A 23,851-nucleotide genomic window follows, 5' to 3' on the forward strand; every position below is an offset into this window, starting at 1 on the left:
TAACAAAGAAAAGAACGAATTGAAGGAAGGTCATGAATGAATCATCATACACATTTACTAGAAGGGACGTACAATGAGTTACTCGTTACACTCTCTTTCCTTATCGCTATTACTGCGGCGTACGCTTCTTTTGGGTTAGCTAATCGTGTAAAAATTTCCCGGGCAAAATTTATTCAGTTTTGGTTAATCAGCGGGGCATTTACATTGGGGATAGGCATTTGGTCAATGCATTTTATCGCCATGCTTGCTTTTCACCTGCCCGTAGATGTTTCATATAATTTATGGTTTGTTCTTCTCTCAATCTTGGGAGCAATAACGGGATGTTATATAGGCCTCTACCTCATTCACAAACAAAAGAAAAGTATAAAAGCACTTATCACTGCAGGGAGCTTTATGGGAGCGGGAATTGTTTTTATGCACTATTTGGGCATGATGGCTATGGAGCCAATTATGATTTCATATGATTCATTTATCGTTTTTCTCTCTATTCTTATTGCTGTTGCTGCTTCTAATACAGCTTTGTGGCTTGGTTTTTATTCAAAGCTAAATGAAGGGAAGCTTACCGTTTTTGCTAAGGTTATTTGTTCTACTATTATGGGCATTGCTATTGCAGGTATGCACTATACGGGCATGCAGGCAGCTTCTTTTTCAGGAATGTCAATGTTTGAACACTCAAACGGTTTTGCCTTAAATCCAATATATTTATCCGTCGTTATTGTTTTTTTTATTGTCTGCCTATTTACGGCTGTGTTTTTAACCATTTTTATGGATCGACGCGTACAAAAACAAGAAGTTTTAAAATGGGCTTTTTTTGAATCCGCCTTAGATGCTATTTTGGTGATCGATGAAAAAAGACATGTTTTATCGCTCAATTATGCAGCGGAAACGCTTTTCTCTCTTAAAGCATCAGATGTAATCGGGAGTAATGTTGTTAAGCTGCTGCCCTTCTATGAGTCTTCTTCTCTACAAGATGGACGAACTGAGCACTCCCTTTTGATAAGTAATAGAGAAGTTACGGTTGAGATAACGGTGATGGCGGTAGGAATTGAAGAGACGGTTGAGTATATGCTGTATATCCGCAATATGACGCAAGAGCGCGAAGCGGAAAAAACGTTGATTGAAGCAAAAAATCGCTATGAAAACTTGTTTTACTCCTCTCCATTGGCAATTATGGTCCATCGAGAAGAAGAGGTCGTGTCTGTGAATGATGCTATGATTCAGCTTTTAGGAGTAACGGAAGACCAGCTCGTTGGTAAATCGTTATATGATTTCTTTTCATCTGAACAAGTTCCTGATATTAAAAAAGGATTGAAGGCAGTAAAGGATAGAAAAGATGAGCCAAGATCTCCATTAGCTCAGTTGAAAATGTTTAATGCGTTAGGTAAGGAACTCTTCTTAGAAGTAAAATCTACGCTCATTCAAATTAATGGAGAGACGCTTTTTCAGACAGTAACTAGAGATGTAACGGAACAGAAAAAAGCTCAAGAATCGCTTCAATATATGGCTTTTCACGATATGCTAACAGATTTACCAAATCGAAGTATGTTTTCAAGCATTGTAGAGAAATCCATTGATTCAGCAGCTGCTTCAGGAAAAAAGCTTCATTTCTTATTTTTAGACCTAGATCGTTTCAAACAGGTAAATGACACGCTTGGTCATCATGCTGGAGATCAGCTTATGCTTCAGGTTGTTGATCGAATGAAGAGCTGCATAAGAAACCAAGATATGCTTTCGCGTTTTGGAGGAGATGAGTTTTTAGTTTTACTGCATGATAGGACTGATGAAGAAGTGAAAAAAATCTGTCAATCATTAAATGAATGCTTATCCACTCCTTTTGTAGTGCTATCGAGAGATGTTTATTTAGGGGTAAGCATCGGAGTTAGTTTATTTCCTAAAGATGGAAAAATGCTTGAAGTGCTAGTTCGCCATGCTGATTTAGCGATGTACGAAGTCAAAAAACAAGGGCGTAATCATTATCTGTTTTATCAAAAAGAAATGCAGGTTCATACTACGCGACGAATGAGAATTGAAGATGGATTACGCAAGGCTTTTGAGCTGGGCGAAATGGAGCTTCACTATCAGCCGAAAGTCAATATTCAAAGTGGCCATATTGTTGGGGTGGAAGCTTTAATCCGGTGGACTCATGCCGAGATGGGCGTCATTTCTCCTGCAGAATTTATTCCGATTGCTGAAGAAACAGGCGTTATTGTTACACTGACGAAATGGGTATTAAAAAAAGCGTGCCATCAAAATAAGTATTGGCAGCTTCAAGGACTTCCTCCCTTAAAAATGAGTGTGAACATATCAAGTGTGGATTTTGGGACAACTGATTTTGTTGATTATGTGTTAGGTGTCTTGCGTGAAGTAGAGTTAGAATCACGATATTTAGAACTTGAAATTACAGAAAGTGTAACGATGAAGCATGTTGAGCAAACAATCGAAAAGCTACAAATCTTAAAAGATGCAGGAGTATTTATTTCGATTGATGATTTTGGCTCAGGATACTCCTCGTTCAGCTATATTCAGAAGCTGCCTATTCATACGCTGAAAATTGACCGGTCTTTTATTAAAGATTTAGATCCTAATACAACGGAAGTATCGATTGTCAGAGCCATTATTACACTAGCCAAAAGTTTGCAGCTATCCGTCGTAGCAGAAGGTGTAGAAGAAATTGAACAAGTAGAACTTCTTCATAAAGAAAAATGTGATGAAGTGCAGGGATACTATTTCTCCAAACCGATTTCAGCGGAGGAATTTTATGAGAAATTTCATAAAATCGAAGAAAAAATGGAATTTGTTCATTAATGTAAAAAGCCGTTCTTATTTAAAAGAACGGCTTTTTACATTTAAGGTCAGAGCTAACAGTTTATACAATACATAGATTCCAAGGTATGCACCGGTTAATAAAAAAGCTGAATTTAAAAAGATTGCATGAATGCTCGTCATAAAAACAGTATGGTTTTTTAAGATACGATAGATAGAAGCAGCAGCTATATTTCCAAATACTAGCGCTGAAAGAAGGGCTAACGTATTAAAAACTAGCTCTGCTCCTTTCCATTTGAGTGAGAAAAAGAGCATGATAATAGGAATAATAATACTTCCAGAAACTAATAGAAAAATCAATGGACCATCTCCAATACGTTATCTTATTACAGTTACATAAGATAATGTTTTTGCTTATTTTTAGATAGTCTTCCCTTTTTATAGTCTGTTAAGCTTTTTTCTTCCATTTTTCACTTATATAAAAAAGTAAGATGATGGATAAAACCATTAAAATGATTTTGCCTTGCATAGATCCTTGTGAAATATGATAAACCGAATAAACTTCAATAAAAAGCGCTGGAATTTTTCCAAGTGCGCTAGCAGAAATGAATACCGCAAAGGAGCCTTTTCCTATAGCGCTGAGGAATGTAATGAGGCCTGATGGAACAAAGGGAAGTAAACGCAAAGAAAGAATCAATATAAAACTCTCTTTCCCTTGTACGCGCAGCAGCTTCAGCGACTTGGAGTGAGAAGGTGTTTTTGTATGAACAAGTGTACGGAAACCTTTTCGATACAGCCAAAAAGAGAGAGCTGCACCTAAAACTTCTCCAATAAAAGAAAGCAAAAATCCGTTCCAAAAACCAAATAATTTTACGTTTACGAACGTAAGGGGTGCACTTGGAAATACGCCCGTAATGCTAATAAGGATGTTCAAGAGAATGCTGATAAACCCAGCTGCTTCTAAATGTTCAAGCAGAAATGTTTGAAGATAATCAGTCATGGTTATACTCCCATTTATGTTTTACTTGTAGGGCTATTTTAGATGATTTTCTACTATTATATAATTTTTGGCATGAAATAAGTAGGTAAGCAGTTTATAAAAAGCAAAACAGGGTAACTACTTACTAATGAAAGATGATTTACTGATTTGAAGGGATGGACAACTCATGTTGAAATTTTTGCTTGTTATTGTAGTTGTATTATTAATTATTATGATTTTTAAACGCTTTATCCGAAAATGAAAATGCTAAACTAAGCAGCTCGTGGGATCTTTCTCACGAGCTCTTTTGCGGAGCTATTCAGTAGCTCAACAATACACTTTTTACCTGTGATGAATATCACTGCAGCTAGAGAAATGAAGGGGTAAGATAGAAATGGGAGGGAGGTATATGGAATTATTATTCTATCTCAGCACTTATTTATCAGGGGGAGCTATCGCATTATGGCTAATTAATGCAGCATTTAATGGATTATTAAAATAACAGAGGGAGAGAAAATGAACGATTCTAAAGGTATATTTAACGATAAAGAAAGAAAGCTTGCTCGCTATTTGGAGACGTACACAACTGAGCAGATTTTAACTGAAGCAGGCATGTCTTCGTCTGCTGCGCTATATGAGTTGAAAAAAATAAGATTACCGCGGGCAGTTGCTAATACGATTGTTTATTACGTACTGGCAACAAATAATCAAAAGCTGGTTATGTACAAACTGCTCATGTTAGCTGGCGTTTGTAAAAAGCTTGGCATTCAAGATGCACAGGCAGCCCTCACTTTTATCAAAAAATATTACGTTTGTCATCAGCATTTACACTAGAAAGTACATTTGTCTGAGGGGGAAAAGAGATGAATATTGTCCCGTTTAAGCAGCGTTCATCTGCAAAAAACGATCAAGGCAGAGAACAGCCGTTTCAATGTTTCATTGAGGGAGATCGATTTCAGTTAGATTTGTATATGACATATTTATTTCATCGCTGCCATCCTAGCAGGTATAGATATAACCGTGCTAACAGAAAGGGTAGGATGTAATGATAAGATACCAGTGGTAACGGCTTCATTATTCCATCAGGAAAAATGAAGCCGTTTGTTGTGTTAGAAAGAATGATTTACTATGATGTAGTTAATGATAAAAGAAAAAGGAAGGGAAGGAACGTAATGGATTTACATAAGTGGGAATATTGGATTTCAAAGCTCGAGCTTCAGCCTCATCCAGAAGGAGGGTATTATAAACAAACCTATCGCTCCAACGATGAAATTTCTGATAAAGAAGTGTCATCGCAGTTTGATGATAAACGCTTCCTATACACGAGTATTTACTTTTTATTAAGGTCTCAAGATGTATCGCATTTCCACCGGCTGCAATCAGATGAACTATGGTACTATCATGGGGGAAGTCCTTTAACCATTCATATTATTTACCGCGACGGAACCTATCAAGAAGTAAAACTAGGTACAAACTTAGAAAATGGAGAAGTTCCTCAATTTTTAGTTCCAAGAGATACGATTTTTGGTTCCTCTGTGGCAAATGAGAATACGTTTTCTCTCGTTGGATGCATGGTCGCACCAGGTTTTGATTTCCGTGACTTTGAATTATTCACAAAACAGCAGCTGCTTGATGAATTCCCCGAGCATGTTGTGATCATCGACAAATTAGGGTACGATAAATTGCCAAATGATTGAAAAGCATGCATCTCGGTTTGATGCATGCTTTTTTCATTTGAACCAGCCTTTTTCCTTAAAGCGAGTAATGGCTTCAATGCGGTTCTTTACTTCAAGTTTGTCTAGAATGGTAGAAATATAATTGCGCACCGTTCCAGTCTTAATAGATAGTTCGTCAGCAATTTCTTTTGTGTTTTTTCCATCAGCTACTAGAGCTAATACTTCTTTCTCTCTAGCTGTAAGAGGACTGGTAGATTCACTATATAAGTCATCCACTAATTCTGGGGCATAGAGGCGTCTGCCTGCCATCACGCTTCGAATGGAATTTGCGAGTTCTTCACTCGGACTATCTTTTAGCAAGTATCCGCTTACGCCGGCTTTCAAAGCTCTTTGAAAATAGCCGGAGCGAGCGAATGTTGTCAAAATGATGACTTTGCAGTTTAAATCTTTCAGTTCCTCTGCAGCTTCAAGCCCAGTTTTAAGAGGCATCTCGATATCCATTACGCATATATCTGGCTGGTGCTGCTTAGCAAGTGATACGGCTTGTTCCCCATTTGAAGCTTTTCCGACAACTTCCATGTCATCCTCTAAATTTAACAAAGAGCCTAAAGCCCCTAACATCATTTGCTGATCTTCGGCAATGACAATTCGAATCATAATTGTTCCTCCTTAATATGTTTAACGATGTTTGGAACTGTAATATGAATAATCGTCCCCCCTTGACTGGAGATATCAAGATGGCCGTTTACAAACTCCAGCCGTTCTTTCATTCCTAAAAGACCGTTTCCTTTCCAGCAGGTTTTCTTCGTATTGATACCAATTCCATTGTCTTCTACCGTTATGCCTACTTCTTTTGCAGACTGATGTAAAGTAATCGTGCAAACGGTGGCTTGACTATGTTTGACCACATTGGTTACTGCTTCTTTTAAGCACATGCTAAGAATATTTTCAATGAGCAACGATACATTCTCTAATGAAATGGCCTCTTCTCCTACAAACTTAATTTCGGCAGCTTCTAAAAGCTCTTGAACGCGTTTTAGTTCTTCACTAAGGCGGATTCCACGCATTTGAGAAACCATGTTTCTCACTTCATTAAGAGCCGTGCGCGCTGTTTGCTGGACATCTTTTAATTCTGATTTTGCTTTTTCAGGATCTTTTGTAATAAGTTTTCTTGCTAAATCACTTTTTAGACCGATAAGAGACAGCTTTTGTCCTAACGTATCGTGCAGATCGCGAGCTATCCGCTGGCGTTCTTCCTGTTTTACAAGCTCAGAAATACGTTTATTTGCATCTTCAAGCTGTTCTTCCAGACGGTCTCGCTTCTTCCGATTATAAATGCTAAATGGCAGTACAATCACACTGATGGAAATTACAAAAATGAAAGGCAGCTGTTTTAAAAAGATCTCCTCTTGCATAACAACGTTAAAGTTTACAGAAATAACGGTGCTAATTAAATGAACAGCATACAAAGTGAAGAAAGCGAGTCGTTTTTGGATATTTCCAATAAAATAAGCGATAAAAAAAGCAAAGTAAAAGGCAAAGTAAATATAATTGAAAATAGTTGTCAGGGCTAAGGAAATAACGATTAACAAAGCCGTCCATACGTAAACGGACTTGCCTGTTGAAACAAACGCAAAACGATAGAAAATAAAAAATAAGATGGTGAGTAACGAACCAACAATAATGTGATTCATGGATGAAGACTGTAAAATAAAATAAAATGGTAGAATGACAAATACCGTCCATATGTAAGGAGATAGCCCAGTGATTTTTTGGAAAAACGTATATTTTTTCATAAAGAACCTCGTTTACTTGTTAAAATACACTATTAGTTTACCACAAAGTAGAACGAAATAAGTTTAGAGAGATAGATAAAACAGTCAAGCTTTTGAAAGCTTGACTGTTTTGTTTTATTTTATTAAAGTTCTGCTTTTGTTTGAGATGAAATTCTGCTTGCTTTTGGTGCAGCTGAGCGTGTTTTTATTTCTTTAAAGCTCACAAACATTTTGTTTTCTTCATCCCATAGACGGAATCGAAGAGAGCGAAGACTTGTTGCGAGTGTAATGGTTGGTACATTTTGAAGAGGCTGTGTGTGTTGATGAACAGCTTCAAGCTTATAGTTGGGCACTCTTGGGCTTAAATGATGTACATGGTGAAACCCAATATTGCCTGTTAGCCATTGCAATAGTTTTGGAAGCTTGTAAAATGAACTTCCTTCAACGGCTGCTTTTACATAATCCCAGTGCTCATCTTCTTCAAAATAAGAATCTTCAAACTGATGCTGTACATAAAACAGCCAAATTCCAATTGAACCTGAAATGAAGAAAATCGGTCCTTGAATTAATAGGAACGCCTGCCAACCTACCAACCAGCAGGTCGCTGCTGCTAATGCAACGATCAATACATTTGTAAGATACGTATTCATTCTTTCTTGTTTCTTCGCATTTTTTTGATTGAATCGGTTTGTAATCAAAAATACATATATAGGTCCCACGCCGAACATAATGAACGGATTGCGATAGATACGGTAAGCGATTTTTTTCCAAATAGAAGCTTCTTTATATTCTGTTACGGTTAACACCCAAATGTCACCCGTACCTCTTTTATCTAAGTTGCTGCTTGTTGCATGGTGAATTGCATGGCTATGTCCCCATTGACTGTAAGGGAACATCGTTAAGACACCGGTAATGGTTCCGAGAATTTTATTGTGTTGTCTACTCTTAAAGAAAGAATAGTGACAACAGTCATGAAAAATAATGAATATTCTTACTAAAAATCCTGCTGCGATAACAGTTAGCGGAAATGCTAAAAAATAAGAAATTGAAAGGCTCTCATAAGCGAGAAACCACAGTGTGAAAAAAGGTAAAAAAGTATTAATCAATTGTCTTATGCTGTCTTTCATTACTGCTTTTTCAAAAGGTGCAACTTGTTTTCGTAAATTTTTTTGTTTTTGTATAGTCATATGAAATTCCTTTCATCACCGTATATTACCCTCAGTATAAAGAGATTTTTCTGACTATTTAAGACATACGTGTCATATAGAAACTATGACAGTTGTCATATATACGTAGGGGGAAGCTGTAAAAAATGAAAAAAAGCGGTATTTAACAGTCTGCGGTTCTGATAAAATTATACAGTGAAGGCTTATTGCTACGGAGTATTTAAGAAGAAAAAAGGAGTTTGAAATGAATAAAAGAAATAGATGGGTATATCTTCTTCTAGCTTTTGTGATCATGGGAGCAGGCCTTTTATCAAGAAAACTTACCGCGTATCTTCCTCACATCGTAAATATATATGCGGGAGATTCGTTATGGGCCTTAATGATTTTTGTCAGCGCGGGTTTTTCGTTTCCTGCATGGAGGACAAAAATGATTGGTATGTTTGCTATAGTGTTTTGTTACTTCATTGAATTTACACAGCTGTATCATGCTCGGTGGATTGATGACATAAGAAAGACTCCGCTAGGAGGGCTCATTCTGGGGTATGGCTTCTTATGGAGCGATATACTAGCTTATTCGATTGGAGTCGGGGTAGGAATGAGCTGGGAGTATTATAGACATCGATTTAAAAGATCCGCCTAGCAAATACGGATCAACGAATCTTAGAACTCAGCTGAGGATGGAATAAGCCGTAAGGTTATGAAGCAGGACGTATATACATAAAAATAAATTTATGCATAAAAATTTTTTACTTAAAACCAATTGTCTATTCGTTGAAGGAGAGGAAGAGAGGGGATTATTTGAACTTAATAGCCTGGATGATTATTGCATGTGAAATCGCTTTTTGGATAGTCATCGTTTTAGGATTAGCAGCAAGGTATATGTTTAAAAAACAAAAGCTCAGTTTTTTTATTTTAGCTCTAACACCTGTTGTTGATTTTTTTCTTCTGATTGTGACAAGCATAGACCTTTACGGAGGTGCTAGAGCGACGTATGCTCACGCTATTGCAGCCGTGTATATTGGAATTTCGGTCGCTTTTGGAAAAAGTATGATTCAATGGGCAGACGAACGCTTTCAATATTATGTGATGAAAAGCGGAGAAAAACCTCGTAGGCGCTATGGAAAAGAATATGCAAAGCATTATTTTAAGTCATGGCTACAGCATCTTGTTGCTTACGCTATTGGAGCAGCTCTTTTAGCGGCGATGATGTATATAGTACCAAATGGAAAAACCAACGTGCTGAAAAGTGTAGTGGAATTTTGGACAGTTATTGTAGGAATTGATTTCTTATTATCTCTTTCTAATTTCGTTTGGCCTAAAAAAGAAAAAGAGTCCGGTTATACCAACTCATAAAAAGACATCGTCATGCGTGTAAAACAAAAAACCTCCTTACGGGGAGGTTTTTTGTTTTACCATCCAGGGTATAGGTATATGAATGATGCTTGTCTGAGGTAGTTCAGTTTAGTTGCTTAAGCGGCTAAACTGCTTTTTGTGCAAATATATGTACAATTTATGTAGCGTGCATGATAAGAATTCTGTGTATTCCATATACTACCTCATATGAAAGGTAGACAAGTGATACAATACAGTTTGTTTTTAGGAGAGCTTTTATGAAAAAACGCCGGTTGGACTTTATTTTTTTATTTATTATTTTACTTTCCATTTATGCTTTCTTTTTTACCTCTATTGATGTTCATTGGAAGTATGCCTTAGTTGGATTATATGGGGTCATCATTTTCATTTGTATGTATTCACTTATGCTTGAAAATCGAACGCCTGAAAGTACGTTGGTTTGGATGTATGTCCTCTTTTTCTTCCCTGTTGCAGGCTTTTTCTTTTATTTGTATTCAGGACAGCTCTATTTAAAGGGGCATATGTTTAAAAAAAAGCGTATGCATAACCGAGAGATGCTTAGAAAGATGGCAGACAAAGAAACGACGCCTGATCTATCGCCGCTTCAATCGCATCAGCGTTACTTTGCTCAGTATCTTCAATGTGTATCTTTGACGAAGATGAATGTTCATACAAAAACCTACGTCCTTAAGAACGGGCAAGAAACGTTTAATGAAATCAAAAAGCATTTGCAATTAGCAAAACAGTTTATTCATATGGAATACTATATGTTTCACTCAGATTCTCTAGGAAAAGAAATCATTGATATTTTAATAAAAAAAGCAAGCGAAGGTATAGAAGTGCGCTTTACATTCGATACAATGGGAAGTTTTACACTATCGGGTTCAGATATTAAACGAATGAAAAAAGCGAATATTAAAGTGCATCCTTTCTTACCTATTAAGTATGGATTTTTCAATCAAAAATTTAACTTTCGAAACCACCGTAAAATAGTCGTAATTGACGGGGAAGTAGGTTTTGTAGGGGGATTGAATGTTGGGGATGAGTATCTAGGAAAAAACAAAAAAATTGGTTTTTGGAGAGATACTCATCTGATGCTAAAAGGAGAATCTGTTCAAACCTTGCATTCGATCTTTATGTTCGATTGGGAATACGTTTCTGGAGAATGCTTAATTAACAATGAAGCGTATACAAAGCCTCATCCTGTCGAAGGAGAAGGCTTTGTGCAAGTGGTGGCGACAGGGCCGGATACGCAGGAAAATATGAGTGATTATTACTATACTATGATTACAAGCGCGACGAAATCAATCTGGATTTCAACTCCTTATTTTGTTCCAAATGAAGCCATAAGAACCGCCCTTCGTATTGCGGCTAGAAAAGGTGTAGAGGTACGGATTATGGTACCAGAAATTAATGATGGCTTTCTGACTCAATATGGAACGAGGTCATATTTTGCTGAACTTCTTCGCTGTGGAATTGAAGTATATTCGTATAAAAAAGGGTTTTTGCATCAAAAAATTGTGATTATAGACGGAGACTTGGCTTCGGTCGGTACTGCAAATATGGATATGAGAAGTTTTCATCTGAACTTTGAAGTTAATGCATTTTTAATTGAAGGAGAGACGATTCAAACGCTCATCAAAAATTACGAAGAAGATATTGAAGACAGTCATTTGATTAAACCAGTAGCATTTTACAAACGAAGCTTAGTAGAACGTTCGAAAGAATCATTTGCTCGCTTATTTTCAGGTGTTTTATAAAATAAAGTTTGTTTTCAAAAAGCAGGAGGAAACGTATGGGTGAATCTCCATTTGTTAAAAAAGATACGTTTGGTCGAAAGTTACATCGCTTAAAAGAACGTACTAAGCCATTTGTCGTGCGTTTTTCACGGTTTGGTCATGTGGCTCAAGGTGTGGTCTATTTTATCATCGGTATATTAGCAATTCAGACAGCTTTCGGATTAAAAGGCGATTTAGTTACTTCTCAAGGAGCCCTACACACCATTGCAAAGCAGCCGTTTGGATTTTTAATTTTAATTATTTTGGCAGTAGGTTTAAGTGGATATGCGTTTTGGCAAATCATTTCTGCTATTTTTGATCCTCACCACGTTGGGCATGGCGTAAAAGGCGTTTTTACTCGTTTAGGCTATTTAGTGGTAGCCACGTTTTATATTAGTCTTTGTGTGAGTTCGGTAAAAATTTTGCTTCATGCTCACGTTCATACGTCAGGTAAGCATTATCAAACGGTATCAGCCAAGTTGTTATCTTATCCCTTTGGGCAAACCATCATTGCGCTTACAGGTATCGGCGTTATTATCTTTGGGATTGGACAAGTATATTGGGCTCTTTCAGGACGCTTCCTAAAAAAACTAAAGAAAAACGAAATGTCAAAAGAAGAGTGGCGATGGAGCGGGCATATTGGAAAAACAGGTATTATTGCTCGAAGTATCGTCTTTGGCATTATTGGCTTCTTTCTGATTCGCACGGCTCTTCAAGCAGATCCAGACGAAACGAAAGGGTTAGATGGAGCCCTTGCTGAAGTAGCACAGCGTCCTTTTGGGTCTGTACTGCTGGCTATCGTATCAATCGGGCTTATGGCATACGGAGTATATATGTTTGCAGAATCAAGGTATAAACGAATTGATCCTTAATAAAATTAAAAAGATGAAAAAGCTACTTTTTGGCCTTCTGCTCATATCATATAGCAGATAGATAATGAACAGGAGGAGAGGCAGATGCCATCGGTAGTAGGAGCCGTAAATATCTCAAATGTATTGGTTTCATCTTCAGTGGAGTTTGGTGATTGTCTGGCTATTAAGCCAAAGAGTACAGCTTTTACAACAGTCGGTTCTGGCAGCGGGAACACAGGGAATTTTATGAATATTACAAGCAGTACCAGTACCGCTAATACAATTGATATGGATATTAAGGATCAAAATGTAGTGGGAAATGCATAAGAAACGAAAGCTTATCGTCATCGGACGGTAAGCTTTTTTATTTGAATTTCACGTATACCCAGACGTTTCTTTACCACAATGTACCTCTAGGATTCTATCTTATAGGAGTAGTAAACTAGACAGGTGATGTCAAAAAGTGGGGAGGCGAAATTATAAAATGAAGAAAATATGTATGAGCCTGATCGTTCTCTGTCTTTTCAGTGGAGGATTGGCCCCGATGAGTAAAGGAGCCGCTGCTTCTTCAGTGGGCACTGTCAAAGGTGACAACGTAAACGTATATCGTTCTCCTTCCTTACATTCTTCTGTTATGCAAACAGTGAAAAAAGAAGAAGAATTTCCTGTCATTTCATCTGAAGCTGGAGATGCAGCTCAAGTTACTACTCATACGGTAGTGCCGGGAAATACACTATGGCTACTAGCTAAGCAATACGGTGTAACAGTCAGTGATCTAATAAAACAAAATCAGCTAAAAAAGACGGAGCTGATTCCAGGGCAAACGCTGAAAATACCACCAAAAGGCTTGTTACATAAAGTAGTATCAGGAGATACGCTTTGGAAAGTCTCCGTAAAGTACGGTGTAAAAGCAAATGAATTAACAAAGTTAAATCAGCTATCCTCAACAAATATTAAGCCCGGACAAACGCTTATTATTCCTGATTACTATGTACAAGTACAGCTTTTGGAAGGGAAAAAGGGCTGGATCAAAAAATCTGATTTAGTGCAAAAGAAGCATCAGCCTGTAGTTATGGGTTGGAGCTTTAATGAAAAAACAGCAGGCTATACAGAATCGATGAAGCAAAAGAATTTAGACGTTGTTTCACCTCGTGGGTTTACGCTAACGTCGAATGACAAAGTTGTTTCATCTTCTATAAATGAATCATATGTTCAAACGGCTCATAAAAACGGCAAAAAAGTCTGGCCGCTTATTGGTAACAATTTTGATGATGTACTTACAAGTGATGTGCTAAGCAATAAAGCAAAGCGGAAAAAGCTTGTATCATCAATAGAAAGTTCGCTAGTAAAAACAAACAGCGATGGGATCAATGTTGACTTTGAAAACATTAATATTAAAAACAAACAAGATTTTGTTTTATTTATTAAAGAATTAAAAGCAGCGTTAAAACCTCATGGTATGACTATTTCAGTAGACGTAACAAGAGAAAATAATGATCCTTTTTGGTCGGGAAGCTTTGATAGGAAACAGATTGGTCAAGTGGCAGACTATGTCATTATGATGGGATATGAAGAACACTGGGGAGGAAGTCAGGTTCCAGGATCTGTTGCTTCACTGCCTTGGGTGAAAGAAGGCACACAACTTCTTATGAAAGATGTACCTGCACACAAAATCCTTCTGGGAGTTCCTTTTTATACGCGAGAATGGAAAACGGACCTATCGACCAAAAAAGTTGTCACAAAAGACTTAACGATGAAAGAAGCCGAAGCTGTTATCTCTTCTAAAAAGTTAGCTAAAAAATGGGATAGCCAAGCCTCACAGTACTATGTAGAATACACGGAAAATGGTACGAAGCATCAAATATGGCTCGAAGACAAAGCATCTATGCAGCGCCGGGTTAAATTAATTAATGACTATCATTTAGGTGGGGCGGCAGCTTGGTATATTGGTTCAGAAACCTCAGATATATGGGAGTTATACAACTTTTAAATAAAAAACACACCTCTTGCTTGATTTAGTGAGGTGTGTTTTTTATTTGCATCATAATGAAGCGCATACATCTATTTACAAACGAGATAAATTTTACAATATTTGTTTTTCTTGAGTTAATTTATAACTATATTCCAAAATGAGCCTATTTAACCTTTTTTTAGTTGGAAACGCTTAATGACTTTACGATAAAGATAATTTATAGTAAATTCAGTTTCTATACAATAAATTTACTAAATGAACAATTAATTAATTTAATTATTAACTAAGTGAAAGGAATGAATGTTATGGGAAAAGTATTAGTAATAGGCTTTCCAGGTGAAGGGCATGTGAATCCTTCTTTAGGAATTGTAAAAGAGTTGATGATTCAAGGGGAAAAGGTCGTCTATTACGGCATTGAAGACTATGCTGAAAAAATTCGGAAATCAGGCGCGGAATTTCGTGAATACGAAGATTTTCGTCCAAGTCTTGATATGAGCAACCGGATGACAAACGAAGAGTCTTACGACCGCTATGAAATAATGAATTTGTTTTTAAATGAATCTGAAAATATTATTACTAAAATTATGAGTGAAACGAAACATGAAACATATGATTATGTACTTTATGATTATCACCTTTTAGCAGGTTCCGCTGTGGCCGACCTTCTTCAGCTTCCGAAGGTTTCTCTTTGTACAACATTTGCGTTAAATAAGGAGTTAGCAACTTGTATGATGCCAAGTGGTCAAACAGAACCTGACCAATCTTCCTTTTATCCTCAATTCGAAAAATCATTAAATAAGTTCAACAACCAATATAATACTCAGTTAAAAGATTCCATTGACATTATGTCGAATCCAGGGGATATTACGCTAGTATTTACGTCAGAATTCTTTCAGCCAAACGTATCTGAATTTACGAGTGAGTACAAGTTTATTGGTCCTTCAATTGTTAAACGATTAGACATTGAAGATCCTTCTTACTTACAAAATGAAAATGAAAAAATTATTTTTGTTTCTATGGGAACTATTTTTAATCAGCAGCTAGAAATCTATAACTTATGTGTAGAAGCATTAAAAGATTTTGAGGGTAAAGTTATTTTATCTATTGGTAAAAATACAAAACCTGAAGAATTAGCACACATTCCAGAAAACTTCGTTGTGAAACAATACGTACCGCAGCTAGAAATTTTAAAACGTGCGGATTTATTCATTACTCACGGCGGAATGAACAGCAGCAGTGAAGGGTTATACTACGATACGCCCCTTGTCGTTATTCCAATGGCAGTGGATCAATTTATGGTTGGCGATCGCGTGCAGGAGTTAGGAGCAGGTGTAAAATTAGATAAAAATAATGTATCTGCTGAGCTAATCAAAAAGACAGTTAACGACGTTTTAACTACTCACACATATAAACAGCATGCACAACAAATTGGAGAATCACTTCGCTCAGCGGGAGGATACAAGCAAGGAGTGAAAGAAATTTTCAATGTGGTGCCTGTCAAAGCGTAATAGATGTAAGGCAGCTAGATAACTAACAGAGAGGAGTAAATATAATATGCAGACTATAAAAAAAGCAGTTATACCAGCAGCAGGGTTAGGTACTCGTTTTTTACCCGTTACAAAATCTATCCCAAAAGAAATGCTTCCAATTGTAAATAAACCCGTAATTCAATTTATTGTAGAAGAAGCCTTAAAATCAGGAATCGAAGATATTTTAATTGTTACAGGAAACGGGAAACAAGCAATTGAAAATCATTTTGATCACAATATTCAGCTGGAGCACTTGCTTCATCAAAAGGGAAAAACTGAACTATTAGAAGAAATGGAGCATATCTCTGAACTAGCGAATATTCATTACGTTCGTCAAAAAGAAATGAAGGGCCTTGGCCATGCAATTGGCTGTGCTCGACAGTTTATTGGAAACGAACCGTTTGCAGTTTTACTTGGAGATGATTTAACAGACCCAGATCAGCCTTGTTTAAAACAGCTGATTGACCAGTACAACCAAACGGGATCATCGGTTATCGGCGTACAGCGCGTAGAGGAAGAATCCGTTCACCGTTATGGGATTATAGATCCAAAAGCAAATGAAAACCGGTTATACGAAGTGAATGGTTTTGTAGAAAAACCATCATTCGAAGAAGCTCCGTCTAATTTAGGAATTATTGGACGCTATGTATTTACACCTGACATTTTTGATTATCTTGAAACGCAGGAAGCTGGAAAAGGCGGGGAAATTCAGCTGACAGATGCTATTCAGCGTATGAATATAGACCGTTCTATTTATGCTTACGAATTCGAGGGCGAACGTTATGATGCAGGAGAAAAATTAGATTTTATTTTTACGACTCTTGCTTTTGCATTAAAAGATGAAGAATTAAAAGCACCTCTTTTGACCAAATTCAAAGAACTTATCAGCAAAGAAGAACAAAAAGAAAAAATTGCTGTACAAATTGGAAAATAACCTTCATTTACACACCTTTCTTCTAATTTTTCTTGAAGAAAGGTGCATTTTTTTGCGGAAATGGAACGTTTGACAGCTGAATAGAAAGGGTTGAAATGAGTTTATGTCGAAAACAGAAAATTCGTTTGTATCAGGCATAAAGATTGTATTTACAGACCGGGATTTTCGAACGATTTTTATTTCATTATTTATTATTGGATTATCTGTTGGCGGCTTTATGCCTTATTTAACGGTTTGGGCAACAAATACATTGCATGCCACTTCTTTTCAAGCAGGATTTTTATTTGTGCCAATGAGCATTATTGGTTTAGTCGTATCGTTTTATTTAGCTTCGTTATCAGACAAATGGGGGAAACGAAAGCCATTTATTATTTGGGCGTTACTGATCGGAACCATTTCAAGAATGCCGTTAGCGTTTACGCATTCTTATACAATAGCACTCGTTTTACTTGCTATAGGAGGGTTTAATGCGTTCTCTTTTTTCTTTGCCCTGCTGAATGATTTTATTGTTAAAAAGCAAGAAAGCAAATCGCAGGCAGGTACGATTACTGGTACCGTGCGAATGGCTTTTTCACAAGGCTATATTTTTGGACCTATGCTTGGCGCTTTAATTATTGACCACGGAGGGTATACTCTTTTATTTTTATTATCAGGGTTGTTATTGCTAGCAACTTTAGGGTGGGTTCTTTTTGCGCTTAAAGAAGACAGTATGCCTCAAACTTCAGTTCATGGATCTTCAAAAGCGCCAGCCGGTATACCTTCTGTATTAATAGCTGTATTCGTAGCAGCTCTTTTCATTTTTGCGGGTGATTCCGGGCGTTCTATGTATTTGCCACTCTACATAACGGATACGTTAAAACAATCCGTTTCGATTGTAGGGATTCTCTTTACTGTTACATCTGTTTTTGAGCTAGTATTTATGCCGTTAGGGGGCTATTTTTCTGATAAGATCGGAGTTAAACGATTCTTTATCATTGGAATTGCTTGCCAAGTGCTTTATTTTATTTTAACGAGCCTTCATTTACCGCTGAGTGGGTTAATTGTGCTTCAAGTATTTTATGCTTTTATTCTGTCCGCTACAATGGGAGTGGGAATGGTGTATGCTCAGTCACTCTCTCCGCGTCAAATTGGACTAGCCACAACGGCATATATGACCGCTATACAAACTTCAGCAGTTGTCAGTAGCTTAGCTATGGGGTCGCTAGTCAGCGTGATTCCGCTGCCTTCTACTTTTTACATTTTGGCTGTTTTCTCGGTTATTTCAGGTGTGATGTTCCTGTTTATGAAGCAAAAATCAGCTGAGGAAATGAGTTGAAAAGAAAAGTTAAGAAGAGGTTGAGACATTACCAAATTAATTCAATCTAAAGGCGGACAAATAGTATACATGAGCTGGACTGCTTGTGCCACCGCAGTTGATTTCCGTACAAGTCTTCGCTTTCCGCGGGTGGCGGATGAGCCTCCTCGTCGCTTGCGCTCCTGCGGGGTCTCATCTGTTCCACTTTTTCCGCAGGAGTTTTCGCCTTGCTCTCCAATCAACTGCTAGAAGGACCTAAACAAATGACACATACGTTCACCATAACAAAAAAAAACGAACCATTGATTAATGGTTCGTTTTTTTTACTTTCTCTAAAATATTTTTGCCCCCGCCTCTTTTTTATGAGGCTGTTTCTTGAATTTGTTCGCTGCGATTTTTATTTAAGATTTTGCGGTAGCGGTAATTAACAAAAGCTGCCGCTGCCATACCTACTACTGAGAGCATCGCATCAAAAATAAAGATAATTGAAATATGTCCCGTTTTAGACATGAGCCCTGTTGCTAAAGGCAATAAAATAGCAGCTAATCCAGCAGCCGTCGCGACAATTCCGGTAACCGTTCCTTTTTTGTTCCAGAAAAGCTCGGTCATAACAGTAATCGCTAATTGAAAGACCCCAGCCGTAGAAAATCCCATGAAAAAAGCAGCTGCAATTGCAATAGCAGGTACTTTAACAAAAAGAAGCGTAAGTACGGCTATAAGGGTAATCATCGGGTAAACGAGAATAACCGTTACAGGACGAAGCACGTTGCTTAATAATACAGCTAATACTAAAACAGAGATTAAAGCTCCGATGCTGTAGTAGCTTAAAAGGCGGACTGAGCTGCTTTCAGCCATACCTAATACTTGTTGACCATAAGTAGGGAGCCAAATTTGAGCCACCGTAAAAAGCGCTGTAGAAGTAAATCCAATCACAATAAGAGCAATTCCTTCTTGTTTCATTTTAGGAGCAGAGATAAATTTATTCTCTGCTGTATTTAGCTGTTGAACTGTACTCTGTTCGCGTTTATGATTGGGAAAAGGCAGTTTGAACATAAAGATCATATTTAGTAAATAAATAAGAGCAGGAAGAAAAAAAGCATACCCATAAAACAAATCACGATCTGCAAAAAAGGCAATCATAAACGGCAAAAGTGCCGCTCCTGCAGAAATAAATGCTTTTACAAGAACACTGGCTGAACCTGAAGATTTAGGAAAGACCTCAATCAAAGCAGGGTACGTTCCAGCATCCATAGCAGAGTTTGCAATACCAGCGATAATAGCAAAGATAAAGGCTGTTTGATAATTTGGCGATAATGGAATGCCAATTAAAAAAATCGCCATCGTCAGAGACGAAACCATAATCAAAGGCTTTCGTCCAACTTTATCAGACAAGACGCCTGATAGAGAATACGAAAGCAATTTTCCAATTCCGATAGCAGAAATGATATAGCTGATTCCAGCACCGTCGGTATTTAATTGTTTTGTCAAAAATGACATATTTGATGCAAGCATGATATTGACCATGCCCAGTAGAAAGTAGTTAATATACATACCTGAAGCTGACAGCATGTACTTATTTTTCATCGTTTACACATCCTTACGTAAAAAAGCTTATATGAACTGGATAAAAGTAATCACCCGTTCCTCCTTTTTTCTTCGTTATTTATAAACCTACTTCCATGATAAGTTTATGAAGACATTACCTTTATCTTTTATCATTACATCTATTTAGTCCTTTTTAGTATGTGACTAAATGCCTAGTGCTTCAAATCAATATGAAATCTATTCTAACATGTTTTTAGTGCTTTAAACCAAAAAAGTGATATTTTATAAAAAAATCCTGTCTTCTTTTGCGGATTCACAAAAGAAACCCGCAAAAAATGTTCACTTTAAAGCCAGGCTGCACAAGAAGTGCCTCCTAGTAGTGGTTATTAAAAAGGAGAAAAGGGTATTTATAAATTAAGGAAAAAGAAACAAAAGAAGAAAGGTGGAAACAATGAAACACAAAGTATTTTTTGATGCGCAATGTCCTTTATGTTACAACGTAAAAAAAATAATTAAAGCGCTGGACTGGACCAACCGAATCCAGTGGATTCCAGTTCAATACATTGAACGAACGGAGTATAGTTACTTAAAAGAAGAAGGAAGAGACTTATATGATCAAATTCATATGGTGACCAAAAAAGGAGAAGTTCTAGCAGGATTTGAAACGGTCAGACGCCTTTTAGCTGTTTTGCCTCTTACATTTCCAATAGGTGTGCTTTTGCATTTACCATTGATGAACAAAGCCTTTAGCCCGCTATACAAGTGGGTCTCCACAAACCGGTACGACTGGTTTGGGCGCTACGATTCTCCGCGAACCACATAAAAATATAAAAGGGACAAGCTTTGAAAAAGCTTGTTCCTTTTGTTTTGAAGACATTATACTTTATACATACTTTAATTTTAAAAAACGTTAATTTAGTGTGACTTAGACGCGTAAATTCTAGAAAAACAGCTATAGCTGAAAGGGAGAACTTATATGATAACAAAATGGACAGCTGAACGAATGCCCGATGTAACGGGAAAAACAGCCCTTATAACGGGAGGAAACAGCGGTATTGGATTTGAAGCTGCAAAGGCTCTAGCTGCGCGCGGAGCAGAAATCATTCTTGCTGTACGTAATGAAGCAAAAGGGAAAGAGGCTGAAAAGAGAATTAAAGCGGCTAACGGGAATGCTAAAGTGACGATTATGTCATTAGATCTCAGTGACTTGATCTCTATTCGACATTTCACCAATCAATTTCTTCAACAATACTCGTCTTTGAATCTTCTCATTAATAATGCAGGCGTGATGGTGCCGCCTCACAGCAAAACGAAAGATGGATTTGAACTGCAGTTTGGCTGTAATCATTTAGGGCATTTTGCATTGACGGGTTTGCTTCTTCCTTTGCTAATGGAAACTCCACATTCACGAGTCGTAACGGTAAGCAGTATAGCTGCTAATTCTGGAGAAATCTATTTTGATAATCTAGACGGGGAAAAAGGCTACAGTCCAATGAAGTTCTATAGACAAAGTAAACTCGCCAACCTGTTGTTTGCAAAAGAATTGCAAAAACGTTTAGAAGCAGCGGGATCAACGACAATTAGTGCGGCGGTGCATCCAGGCATTTCGAATACTAACCTATTATCACGCGGTTCAGGCAAAGAGCCAAACGCTTTGTTGAAGCTTTTGGTCAAGCTATTTAGTCAATCTGCAGAAATGGGCGCGCTGCCTACCCTTTACGCAGCCACTGAAGCAATAGAAGGCGGTGCGTATATTGGGCCGGACGGAAAAGATGCTAAAAAAGGATATCCTGTAAAAGATATGATGGGAGACGTTTTATTTAAACCGGACGTAGCAGAAAAACTATGGAGCGCATCGGAAGAGTTAACAAAAGTGACATATATATTCAAGAAAAGGTAAAAACCAGCGGCTATTGGTCGCTTTTTATCTTTTTTTGAATCAAAACATTATAACGTTATATTTACTTATTTAATTCTTTATGTTATTCTACATTTGTAAAAGCAGAAAAATAATTAACATTAGTGTAAGCGTCATCATAAGGGGAGTGAACGAAATGGAGAATCGGTTTCTATTACGGAATGTCAAATCGGTCACTGAAAAAGAGTTTGATATTGTTATAGAAAATGGAAAAATCTCTGAGATAGCAAAAGCTGGTGAAGGAAAAGCACCGCTTGTTTATGATTACTCAGGAACCTACATATCAAGCGGATGGATTGATTTACATGTTCATGCATTTCCAGATTTCGAGCCGTATGGAGATGAGATAGACGAGATAGGAGTGAAACAAGGAGTAACAACACTTGTAGATGCAGGTAGCTGCGGTGCTGATCAAATAGCAGATTTAGTTCAAAGCCAATATGCAGCAAAAACTAATTTGTTAGCGTTTTTAAATATTTCGCGTATTGGTCTAAAACGCACAGATGAGCTTTCAAATATGGAGTGGCTAAAAGCGGAAAAAATTTTGGAAGCCATGAAAGCATATAGAAGCATTATTGTAGGTTTAAAAGCCCGTATAAGTAAAAGTGTAGTAGGTAAAAGCGGTATTGAGCCTTTATATTTTGCTCGAAAAATGTCTAGTGAAATTTCACTTCCATTAATGGTTCATATCGGATCTGGCCCTCCTGCTATTGAGGAAGTTGTTTCGATTCTAGAAAAAGGAGACATTATTACTCACTATTTGAATGGAAAAGCTAATAATCTATTTGATAATGAAGGAAAGCCGCTTCCACTCCTAATGGAGGCCATCCAACGAGGTGTTCATTTGGATGTAGGGCATGGAAATGCAAGCTTTTCGTTTCAAGTAGCAGAAGCTGCCAAAAAGCATAATGTTAAATTCGATACAATCAGTACAGACATTTATCGGAAGAACCGACTAAATGGGCCTGTATATAGCTTAGCTCATGTATTATCTAAATTTCTTTATTTAGGATACAGCCTTGAAGAAGTAGTTAATGGTGTTACTGTTAATGCGGCAAAATGGCTTAACAGACCCGAGTTAGGAAGGATACAAGTTGGAGACCGTGCCAATTTAACTCTCTTTACTATAGAAGACGAGCCTGTTCTGTTTATTGATTCCGAAGGAGAGCAGAGAGAAGGTAAGCAAATAATTAAAGCAAAAGGAGTAGTTGTAAATGGAACGTTCATTGAATGCTAAATATGGCTTGAAACGAGTAATTAATGCGAGCGGCCGAATGAGCATCTTAGGAGTATCAGCACCAACTGATACAGTAATGGATGCAATGAAGCAAGGAGGACAAAATTACGTTGAGATTGCTGATTTAGTTGGTAAAGCAGGTGACTATATTGCTGACATTCTAGGATCAGAAGCAGCTGTGGTTGTTAACTCAGCTTCAAGTGGAATTGCTCTCTCTATTGCTGCTCTTGTTACACAAGGAAACCGCCGTAAAAGCGAGCGCCTTCATCAAGAGGTCATCTCCAAAAATGAAATTATTATGCTGAAAGGTCATAACGTACAGTACGGGGCCCCAGTTGAAACCATGGTTTATTTAGGTGGCGGAAAGCTTATTGAAGTTGGCTATGCTAATGAGGGTAGAGCGACTCATATTGAAGAAGCGATTTCCGAAAATACAGCTGCTATCCTTTATGTGAAGTCTCATCACACTGTTCAAAAAAATATGATTTCTGTGGAAGAAGCGTGGGAAGTTGCACAGAAAAATAATATTCCATTGATTGTGGATGCCGCGGCAGAAGAAGACCTTCAAAAGTATGTAAAATACTCAGACCTTGCGATTTATAGTGGTTCAAAGGCAATTGAAGGTCCAACATCTGGAATTGTTGGTGGTAAACGTAGCTACATTGAATGGTTGAAAGTTCAATTACATTGCATTGGAAGAAGTATGAAAGTTGGTAAGGAAACAACGTTTGGATTACTTCAAGCTCTTGATGAGTATCGCGAGAAAAAAGATAAAAGTGAACAAGAAAAAGAAAGTTTACAAGCATTGATGTCATTAAAAGATATAGAAGGCGTGAATGTGACAATTGTACAAGATGAAGCAGGTCGAGCTATATTCCGTGCACGAATTCAAATCAGTCCAGAACGGGCTAATACAACTGCGAAAGAGGTTGTAAAAGAGTTGTGTGAAGGTGAAATTGCTATTTATACACGCGATTATGGGATAAGACAAGGATATTTTGATATCGATCCCAGACCTTTAAAGGGCGACGATATACATGTAATTGAGTCTAGAATACGCGAAATTGTAGGAGGAAAGTGA

Annotated in this window: 24 protein-coding genes; 17 read left to right on the forward strand and 7 right to left on the reverse strand. The window is 37.4% G+C overall.

Annotated features, from left to right (window positions below; genetic code table 11):
- Nucleotides 1-36: 36 nt before the first annotated feature.
- Nucleotides 37-2,805, forward strand: coding sequence for an EAL domain-containing protein (locus OK414_RS07275; protein WP_263045410.1), 2,769 nt, complete (start codon nt 37-39; stop codon nt 2,803-2,805).
- A gap of 15 nt (nt 2,806-2,820) precedes the next feature.
- On the opposite strand, the gene OK414_RS07280 is transcribed toward OK414_RS07275, so the two are convergent.
- Nucleotides 2,821-3,123, reverse strand: a complete 303-nt coding sequence (locus OK414_RS07280) for a hypothetical protein (protein WP_013056193.1) — start codon at nt 3,121-3,123, stop codon at nt 2,821-2,823.
- Nucleotides 3,124-3,211: 88 nt separating this feature from the next.
- A complete protein-coding gene (locus OK414_RS07285; RefSeq protein WP_263045409.1) occupies nt 3,212-3,763 on the reverse strand; it encodes a TVP38/TMEM64 family protein in 552 nt (183 codons plus the stop codon).
- Nucleotides 3,764-4,258: 495 nt separating this feature from the next.
- Between OK414_RS07285 and OK414_RS07290 the strand changes: the two genes are divergently transcribed.
- The 3 genes from OK414_RS07290 (at nt 4,259) to OK414_RS07300 (ending at nt 5,439) form a co-directional block, all read left to right on the forward strand.
- Nucleotides 4,259-4,576, forward strand: coding sequence for a hypothetical protein (locus OK414_RS07290; protein WP_013056195.1), 318 nt, complete (start codon nt 4,259-4,261; stop codon nt 4,574-4,576).
- Between the two features lie 29 nt (nt 4,577-4,605).
- Nucleotides 4,606-4,788: a hypothetical protein gene (locus OK414_RS07295; protein ID WP_016763519.1), complete on the forward strand. Its 183-nt coding sequence runs from the start codon at nt 4,606-4,608 to the stop codon at nt 4,786-4,788.
- 126 nt (nt 4,789-4,914) lie between these two features.
- Nucleotides 4,915-5,439 (forward strand): cupin domain-containing protein, encoded by a 525-nt coding sequence (locus OK414_RS07300; RefSeq protein ID WP_034655253.1) that lies wholly within the window; start codon nt 4,915-4,917, stop codon nt 5,437-5,439.
- Nucleotides 5,440-5,472: 33 nt separating this feature from the next.
- Here the strand turns inward: OK414_RS07300 and OK414_RS07305 are convergent, their stop codons facing one another.
- The 3 genes from OK414_RS07305 to OK414_RS07315 form a co-directional block, all read right to left on the reverse strand.
- Nucleotides 5,473-6,075 (reverse strand): response regulator transcription factor, encoded by a 603-nt coding sequence (locus OK414_RS07305; protein ID WP_013056197.1) that lies wholly within the window; start codon nt 6,073-6,075, stop codon nt 5,473-5,475.
- Complete coding sequence (locus OK414_RS07310) at nt 6,072-7,214, reverse strand: sensor histidine kinase (RefSeq protein ID WP_016763521.1); 1,143 nt, start codon at nt 7,212-7,214, stop codon at nt 6,072-6,074. Before OK414_RS07310 ends, OK414_RS07305 begins: the two co-directional genes overlap by 4 nt.
- A gap of 122 nt (nt 7,215-7,336) precedes the next feature.
- The gene (locus OK414_RS07315; RefSeq protein WP_013082402.1) at nt 7,337-8,380 is read right to left on the reverse strand and encodes a fatty acid desaturase; all 1,044 of its coding nucleotides are present in this window, start codon (nt 8,378-8,380) and stop codon (nt 7,337-7,339) included.
- 223 nt (nt 8,381-8,603) lie between these two features.
- Between OK414_RS07315 and OK414_RS07320 the strand changes: the two genes are divergently transcribed.
- The 9 genes from OK414_RS07320 to OK414_RS07360 all read left to right on the forward strand — a co-directional run bounded on the left by OK414_RS07320 (nt 8,604) and on the right by OK414_RS07360 (nt 18,091).
- On the forward strand, nt 8,604-8,999 hold the full coding sequence (locus tag OK414_RS07320) for a DUF2809 domain-containing protein (RefSeq protein ID WP_016763522.1): 396 nt from the start codon (nt 8,604-8,606) through the stop codon (nt 8,997-8,999).
- A gap of 158 nt (nt 9,000-9,157) precedes the next feature.
- Nucleotides 9,158-9,712, forward strand: coding sequence for a hypothetical protein (locus OK414_RS07325; protein ID WP_263045408.1), 555 nt, complete (start codon nt 9,158-9,160; stop codon nt 9,710-9,712).
- Between the two features lie 257 nt (nt 9,713-9,969).
- The gene (gene cls / locus OK414_RS07330; RefSeq protein ID WP_263045407.1) at nt 9,970-11,472 is read left to right on the forward strand and encodes a cardiolipin synthase; all 1,503 of its coding nucleotides are present in this window, start codon (nt 9,970-9,972) and stop codon (nt 11,470-11,472) included.
- A 35-nt stretch (nt 11,473-11,507) separates the two neighbouring features.
- Nucleotides 11,508-12,362 carry a DUF1206 domain-containing protein gene (locus OK414_RS07335; protein WP_016763525.1) on the forward strand — a complete coding sequence of 285 codons (855 nt, stop codon included), beginning with the start codon at nt 11,508-11,510 and terminating at the stop codon, nt 12,360-12,362.
- Between the two features lie 84 nt (nt 12,363-12,446).
- Nucleotides 12,447-12,668, forward strand: coding sequence for a spore germination protein (locus tag OK414_RS07340; protein WP_016763526.1), 222 nt, complete (start codon nt 12,447-12,449; stop codon nt 12,666-12,668).
- 217 nt (nt 12,669-12,885) lie between these two features.
- A complete protein-coding gene (locus tag OK414_RS07345) occupies nt 12,886-14,331 on the forward strand; it encodes a glycosyl hydrolase family 18 protein (RefSeq protein WP_034653318.1) in 1,446 nt (481 codons plus the stop codon).
- A 287-nt stretch (nt 14,332-14,618) separates the two neighbouring features.
- Nucleotides 14,619-15,821, forward strand: a complete 1,203-nt coding sequence (locus OK414_RS07350; protein WP_263045406.1) for a macrolide family glycosyltransferase — start codon at nt 14,619-14,621, stop codon at nt 15,819-15,821.
- A gap of 46 nt (nt 15,822-15,867) precedes the next feature.
- Entirely contained in the window at nt 15,868-16,776 is a 909-nt protein-coding gene (galU, locus tag OK414_RS07355; protein ID WP_095379879.1) for a UTP--glucose-1-phosphate uridylyltransferase GalU, read from the forward strand.
- A 103-nt stretch (nt 16,777-16,879) separates the two neighbouring features.
- The gene (locus tag OK414_RS07360; protein ID WP_263045405.1) at nt 16,880-18,091 is read left to right on the forward strand and encodes a sugar efflux transporter; all 1,212 of its coding nucleotides are present in this window, start codon (nt 16,880-16,882) and stop codon (nt 18,089-18,091) included.
- Nucleotides 18,092-18,132: 41 nt separating this feature from the next.
- Here OK414_RS07360 and OK414_RS07365 read toward each other — a convergent pair whose 3' ends face one another.
- Both OK414_RS07365 and OK414_RS07370 read right to left on the reverse strand, forming a co-directional pair.
- Entirely contained in the window at nt 18,133-18,312 is a 180-nt protein-coding gene (locus tag OK414_RS07365) for a hypothetical protein (protein ID WP_080743092.1), read from the reverse strand.
- Between the two features lie 118 nt (nt 18,313-18,430).
- The gene (locus OK414_RS07370; protein ID WP_263045404.1) at nt 18,431-19,654 is read right to left on the reverse strand and encodes an MFS transporter; all 1,224 of its coding nucleotides are present in this window, start codon (nt 19,652-19,654) and stop codon (nt 18,431-18,433) included.
- A gap of 412 nt (nt 19,655-20,066) precedes the next feature.
- Here OK414_RS07370 and OK414_RS07375 point away from each other — a divergent pair, with 412 nt between their 5' ends.
- The 4 genes from OK414_RS07375 to OK414_RS07390 all read left to right on the forward strand — a co-directional run bounded on the left by OK414_RS07375 (nt 20,067) and on the right by OK414_RS07390 (nt 23,851).
- A complete protein-coding gene (locus OK414_RS07375; protein WP_013082413.1) occupies nt 20,067-20,438 on the forward strand; it encodes a thiol-disulfide oxidoreductase DCC family protein in 372 nt (123 codons plus the stop codon).
- Nucleotides 20,439-20,591: 153 nt separating this feature from the next.
- On the forward strand, nt 20,592-21,515 hold the full coding sequence (locus tag OK414_RS07380; protein WP_034653307.1) for an oxidoreductase: 924 nt from the start codon (nt 20,592-20,594) through the stop codon (nt 21,513-21,515).
- 154 nt (nt 21,516-21,669) lie between these two features.
- Entirely contained in the window at nt 21,670-22,770 is a 1,101-nt protein-coding gene (locus OK414_RS07385; RefSeq protein ID WP_095379881.1) for an amidohydrolase/deacetylase family metallohydrolase, read from the forward strand.
- Nucleotides 22,748-23,851: a DgaE family pyridoxal phosphate-dependent ammonia lyase gene (locus OK414_RS07390; RefSeq protein ID WP_034653304.1), complete on the forward strand. Its 1,104-nt coding sequence runs from the start codon at nt 22,748-22,750 to the stop codon at nt 23,849-23,851. The genes OK414_RS07385 and OK414_RS07390 overlap by 23 nt, the downstream gene beginning before the upstream one ends.

The sequence above is a fragment of the Priestia sp. JV24 genome, from assembly GCF_025910025.1.
GTDB lineage: Bacteria > Bacillota > Bacilli > Bacillales > Bacillaceae_H > Priestia > Priestia megaterium.

Bases quoted from the DNA above. Each gene is read 5' to 3' on its own strand.
- OK414_RS07275 (WP_263045410.1), top strand. From the start codon at position 37: ATGAATCATCATACACATTTACTAGAAGGGACGTACAATGAGTTACTC.
- OK414_RS07285 (WP_263045409.1), bottom strand. From the start codon at position 3,763: ATGACTGATTATCTTCAAACATTTCTGCTTGAACATTTAGAAGCAGCT.
- OK414_RS07290 (WP_013056195.1), top strand. From the start codon at position 4,259: ATGAACGATTCTAAAGGTATATTTAACGATAAAGAAAGAAAGCTTGCT.
- OK414_RS07295 (WP_016763519.1), top strand. From the start codon at position 4,606: ATGAATATTGTCCCGTTTAAGCAGCGTTCATCTGCAAAAAACGATCAA.
- OK414_RS07300 (WP_034655253.1), top strand. From the start codon at position 4,915: ATGGATTTACATAAGTGGGAATATTGGATTTCAAAGCTCGAGCTTCAG.
- OK414_RS07305 (WP_013056197.1), bottom strand. From the start codon at position 6,075: ATGATTCGAATTGTCATTGCCGAAGATCAGCAAATGATGTTAGGGGCT.
- OK414_RS07310 (WP_016763521.1), bottom strand. From the start codon at position 7,214: ATGAAAAAATATACGTTTTTCCAAAAAATCACTGGGCTATCTCCTTAC.
- OK414_RS07315 (WP_013082402.1), bottom strand. From the start codon at position 8,380: ATGACTATACAAAAACAAAAAAATTTACGAAAACAAGTTGCACCTTTT.
- OK414_RS07320 (WP_016763522.1), top strand. From the start codon at position 8,604: ATGAATAAAAGAAATAGATGGGTATATCTTCTTCTAGCTTTTGTGATC.
- cls (WP_263045407.1), top strand. From the start codon at position 9,970: ATGAAAAAACGCCGGTTGGACTTTATTTTTTTATTTATTATTTTACTT.
- OK414_RS07335 (WP_016763525.1), top strand. From the start codon at position 11,508: ATGGGTGAATCTCCATTTGTTAAAAAAGATACGTTTGGTCGAAAGTTA.
- OK414_RS07340 (WP_016763526.1), top strand. From the start codon at position 12,447: ATGCCATCGGTAGTAGGAGCCGTAAATATCTCAAATGTATTGGTTTCA.
- OK414_RS07345 (WP_034653318.1), top strand. From the start codon at position 12,886: ATGAGTAAAGGAGCCGCTGCTTCTTCAGTGGGCACTGTCAAAGGTGAC.
- OK414_RS07350 (WP_263045406.1), top strand. From the start codon at position 14,619: ATGGGAAAAGTATTAGTAATAGGCTTTCCAGGTGAAGGGCATGTGAAT.
- galU (WP_095379879.1), top strand. From the start codon at position 15,868: ATGCAGACTATAAAAAAAGCAGTTATACCAGCAGCAGGGTTAGGTACT.
- OK414_RS07360 (WP_263045405.1), top strand. From the start codon at position 16,880: ATGTCGAAAACAGAAAATTCGTTTGTATCAGGCATAAAGATTGTATTT.
- OK414_RS07370 (WP_263045404.1), bottom strand. From the start codon at position 19,654: ATGAAAAATAAGTACATGCTGTCAGCTTCAGGTATGTATATTAACTAC.
- OK414_RS07375 (WP_013082413.1), top strand. From the start codon at position 20,067: ATGAAACACAAAGTATTTTTTGATGCGCAATGTCCTTTATGTTACAAC.
- OK414_RS07380 (WP_034653307.1), top strand. From the start codon at position 20,592: ATGATAACAAAATGGACAGCTGAACGAATGCCCGATGTAACGGGAAAA.
- OK414_RS07385 (WP_095379881.1), top strand. From the start codon at position 21,670: ATGGAGAATCGGTTTCTATTACGGAATGTCAAATCGGTCACTGAAAAA.
- OK414_RS07390 (WP_034653304.1), top strand. From the start codon at position 22,748: ATGGAACGTTCATTGAATGCTAAATATGGCTTGAAACGAGTAATTAAT.